The 4,266-nt window shown below is 69.3% G+C and carries 3 protein-coding genes and 1 pseudogene; 1 reads left to right on the top strand and 3 read right to left on the bottom strand.

Annotated features, from left to right (window positions below; translation table 11 throughout):
* The 3 genes and pseudogenes from GT030_RS08870 to GT030_RS08860 form a co-directional block, all read right to left on the bottom strand.
* Positions 1-558, bottom strand: a pseudogene (locus GT030_RS08870) (RHS repeat protein); the annotation flags it as partial.
* 77 nt (positions 559-635) lie between these two features.
* Positions 636-1,655, bottom strand: coding sequence for a hypothetical protein (locus GT030_RS08865; RefSeq protein WP_161200620.1), 1,020 nt, complete (start codon positions 1,653-1,655; stop codon positions 636-638).
* 160 nt (positions 1,656-1,815) lie between these two features.
* Positions 1,816-2,790 carry a site-specific integrase gene (locus tag GT030_RS08860; protein ID WP_161200619.1) on the bottom strand — a complete coding sequence of 325 codons (975 nt, stop codon included), beginning with the start codon at positions 2,788-2,790 and terminating at the stop codon, positions 1,816-1,818.
* 993 nt (positions 2,791-3,783) lie between these two features.
* On the opposite strand from GT030_RS08860, the gene GT030_RS08850 reads away from it, so the two are divergent.
* Complete coding sequence (locus GT030_RS08850) at positions 3,784-4,260, top strand: lamin tail domain-containing protein (RefSeq protein ID WP_346009597.1); 477 nt, start codon at positions 3,784-3,786, stop codon at positions 4,258-4,260.
* The last annotated feature ends 6 nt before the right edge of the window (positions 4,261-4,266 follow it).

Genomic DNA, 4,266 nt, shown 5'->3' with positions numbered 1-4,266 from the left:
GTAGCTGTAGTTGTAGGTGACCAGCGTGCCGGTCGAGGTGGTCGCCTTGATCTGGGTGGGGCGGTCGGCGTTGTCCCACTGGGCGCTCTGGGTGGTGCCGCCGGGGAGTTTGGTGGCGGTGCGGTTGCCATCCTCGTCGTAGGTGAAGGTGGTGCTCGCGCCCGTCGGGTCCTTCAGTGAGGTGAGGTGGTTGGCCGCGTCGTAGCCGTAGGTGGTGGTGCCGTTCGGGTCGGTAAGCGTCTTGAGGTTGCCGGCCGGGTCGTAGCCCTGGGTGTAGGCGGCACCGTCGGCGACGGCGCGGGTGGCTTCCCGGCCGAGTCCGTCGTAGGTGTAGGTGAGGGTGCCGGAGGCGTCGGTCTGGGTGAGCAGGTTGCCGTCGCGGTCGTAGGTGTAGCCGACGGTGAGGTTTCCGCTGCCGCCGGAGGTGGCGACCTTGTAGTCAGTGCCGTAGCGCTGCTGGAGGTGGAGGCGGTGGAGCACGCAGGCGATGAACCAGCGGTGGGCGTCGGCGAAGGCCAGACCGTCCTTGAGCTGGGGGAGCGCGGTGCGAAGCATCATGCGAGGGGTGAAGAGGAAGTGCAGCGGGTTGGGCTGGGCCTGAGCAGCCCTCGGGCTGCATCGTGCGCCGTGCAGGGTCAGATCTGATAATCCTCAGCGTAGAAGGTCGGTTCGCTCACCGAGCTGTCCTCCGCCCTGGCCGTGTCCAGGTACAGGTTGGGCCCGTCGGGCACCGCCGCTCCGTTCGGGCTGAACCGCAGGCCCAGGTCCTGGTCTTCGACGTGCTGGATGATGGCCGCGTCAAGGACGGAGGGCGTGATGCCGACCAGCGGAATGCCCTCGTAGTGGAGCTGGGGTCCGGTACGGCCGTGCACGGTCACGGCGCCCAGCTCCGGAACGCCTTCCGGATACCAGTACTGGGCGGTGACACCGGCGCGCTCGAAGTGGTCGGTGTGGAGGGACCACTGGCCGGACTCCTTCCAGAACCAGAACGGGAAAGCGCCCGTCCGTCCGGCCGGGGTCTCGCCGCCGAGGGCAGCGGCCACCTGGTGCGGACTCATCCCGAACCGGAGCGGCCCCACGTGCTCCAGCGGGTTCCACTCCCAGCAGGGGCGTTCGTGGCCAGGCGTCACGGGCCAGGCTCCCGGGTTCGCGACCAGGTCACGGACATCATGCCCCTTGATGACGGAGGCAGCCCTATCGTCGGTGACTCCGGGGGCGGTAAACAGGGCAGTGGTGATCACGGCGTCCTTCCGCTCGGGGTATCCGTCGCGTAGCCGCCCCCACTCCTGTTCGGCGGACATGGAGACGCCCCACGCTGCGATCTGCGGATCCCCGCTGCGGTTCGTCCCCACCGCGGCCCCCCGCCGGGCCGCGAGGCCCAAGATCTCGGTGCGGGCATCAGAGGGGACCCGGCCGATCAGTTCGACGTCGTCGAGCCGGACGAATGGGCCCCCCTTGGCATCGATCTCAACCGCGACCAAGCAGCCGTCCTGGTCGTAAACGGCAATCACGCAATCACCGTCGTACGGAGTCCAGCGCCATCCGTCGGCCGTGCGCTGTCCGCCGCCGTTCCATTCGCCGCCCAGGGCCGCCTTCACCTCGTCGTGGTCCATCCCGAACCGCAGCGGCCCCACCGCCACCAGAGGATCGAGCACCCAACGCGCGCGCGCTTCCAGCTTCCTGTCCCACCAGCCCCTCCCAGTCCCTTTCCCTCACCACCTCAGACGTCCGCTGCCTGATGGTCCCCCGGGAGCATACGTACCTCTTCTGACAACGCCGCTGGTCAGCAAGCCGCCGCCCGGCAGGATCACAGGGTCAGCGCCGTGCGTCGCCTGGGGCGAGGAGGCTGGTGACCTCGGCGATCGCTTCGGGGGACGGCTTGAAGTAGCGGCGGACGTTTTCCGGCTTCTTGTGTCGGGACTTCGCCATCAGCATCAGCAGGGAGGCACCCTGCTCACCGAGGTGGGTCAGGGAGGAGTGGCGGTACTCGTGCAGATCCCAGCCGGTCCCCGGCCCGTGCACGGCGGTGTGCTCGTCGAGCAGCGCGCGGGCCTGCCCGTACGAGAGCCGTGCGAGCCCGGTGTCCGGGCAGACGTCGCGCGCGCTGACGATCTTCCCCGGGCCGGGCTTGCGGTGGGTGACGAACACCGGCCCGCGGGTACGGCCGCGCAGGAGCCGGGGCAGGAGCCGGGCGGTGCCGGCGTCCCAGTACACCGTCTCCAGCACGTAGTCCTCGCGGGCTTGGCCCCGGCGGCGGGCCTTGGTCCGGGCGCCCTTCGCCTTGACCGGGCAGCGGCGCCCGGCGAAGTCCAGGTCCTCGATGTTCACGCCGAGGATCTCCTCCGCCCGCCCTGAGGTCTCGTAGAGCATCCGCCACAGGGTCTTCTCCCGGAGGTGGACCTCGCGCCGGGCGATCAGCCGGTCGACGGCCCTCTTCGAGCGGGCCGGGGTCTCGGAGTCCGGCACCGCGAGCCGCTTCGCCCAGGCCGGGACCGTCGGGCTCTCGTACCCGCGCTCGGAGCACCAGCCCGTCCAGGACAGCACGGCGCCGCGGCGGGCGTTCCAGGTGTTCACCGCCGAGCGGCCCCACAGCAGCTCCAGCGCCTCGCCGATCTCGGCGTCCTCGACCGAGGCGAGCGGTCGGCCCTCGCCGAGACGCTCGGCGGTCTTCCCGACGGCGATGCCGTAGGTCTGGACCGTGTTTGGGTTGCCGAGCGAGTCGAGGAACAGATCGGCCGCCGTCCGGACGGTCACCGCCTTCCCGGTCGGCAGCTGGACAATCGTGGGCACCGCTTTCCCCTTGCCGCAGATAACAGGGCCGCTTCGCGCAGCGGCCGGAGATCGTCACCGCAGGTGACGGATCAAGCTACCGCAGATATTGGGGGGTTATCTGAGGGACGACTTCAGACCGGTCCCGCCGTCGGAGTGCCGTCAGCCGCCCAGCAGCGGCGGCGGAGGCTTAGCGCACGATCTGACACCGATGTTCCTCAGACCCCAAGTCGGCATCGACGTCGCCCGGGACGCCGCCGGCCGGTGGCGCCACCCCGCACGTTGGCAGCGCGCCCGCCCCGACCACTCCCCCGCCGACCTTCCCCGCCTCACGTCGCGGTGAGGCGGCGAGTCGAGGCGGCCTCCGCCCGACGGGCTACCGGTTGAAGGCGACCTGGTCCCCAGCCATAACCATGCCGTCCAGTGTCATCACGGCCGCTGCGGGCGCCGCGGCAGACGTGCCGACCGCTGGCGTTCGCCAACCTCATCTATGCGGGCCTCATTCCAACGCCGGAGCAAACCCCCGGATCAGGTCGAACCCGTACACCACTTCCCTGGACGCAACCCTCTGTTGAAGGGATCAGCCATCGGCATAAGGGCCGTGGCAGACGGTCTATGGACTCTGCTCACGCATCGGACCCGTGCTGAAGTGTCTCGAAGGGGTCCGCGTGGTCCTTGCGTGGAGTTCGTTACTCACTTTCGGGTGAACGCTGTCACGGCTGCGCGGTGGCGTGGCCTGGCGGATGCCACTCCTTGCCCCGTGTTCTTGCGGCTCAGCCCGCTGATGAGCCGTCAATCTTGCGCATCAATGGCATATATGGTTATTGCAGGTGACTGTCACAGAATCTTGCCGGAACTGTCATAGCCTCCGCATTCCCTCACATAGTGCGGGGCCAGGCGGCAGGGTGTGGTTCGTGCTGCCGACCGGCTGCACGACCCGCACAACGCACCCACCAGCCTCGTGGTTTCGATGCCCTGCGCCAGGGGGTGGTGCGCGCACGAAGGGGGACCTGCGTGTCCGTTTCCTCGCTCCGTCGTCTGACCGCCGTCGCCGTCATCACCGCCGCCGCTCTGGGCGCGGTCGCGCTGCCAGCCGCGGCCGCCGACCACCACCACGGCGGCCACCACCAGGCGGCCGTCTACATCTCCGGTGTCCAGTACGACTCCCCGGGCCGCGACGACCGCTCCAACCGCTCCCTGAACAAGGAGTGGGTGGAGATCACCAACTCCACCCGCCGGGCGGTCACCCTCGACGGCTGGACGCTGGCCGACGAGGATGGCCACACCTATACCTTCGACCACTACCGCCTGGCGGGCCGTGCAACGGTCCGCGTTCACACGGGTATTGGCCGCGACACCCGCACCGACCTCTTCCAGGACCGTCGGGCCTACGTGTGGAACAACGACCACGACACCGCGACCCTGCGCAACGACCATGGCCGCTTCGTCGATGACGCCTCCTGGGGCCACCACGGCGGACACCGCCACTGACGTGAA

Origin of the sequence: Streptomyces sp. SID1328 (assembly GCF_009865595.1) — a bacterium.
In the GTDB taxonomy this organism is placed as follows: domain Bacteria; phylum Actinomycetota; class Actinomycetes; order Streptomycetales; family Streptomycetaceae; genus Streptomyces; species Streptomyces griseoluteus.
Note: the sequence above shows the minus strand (reverse complement) of the source record. Positions and strands in the feature narration are given on the sequence as shown.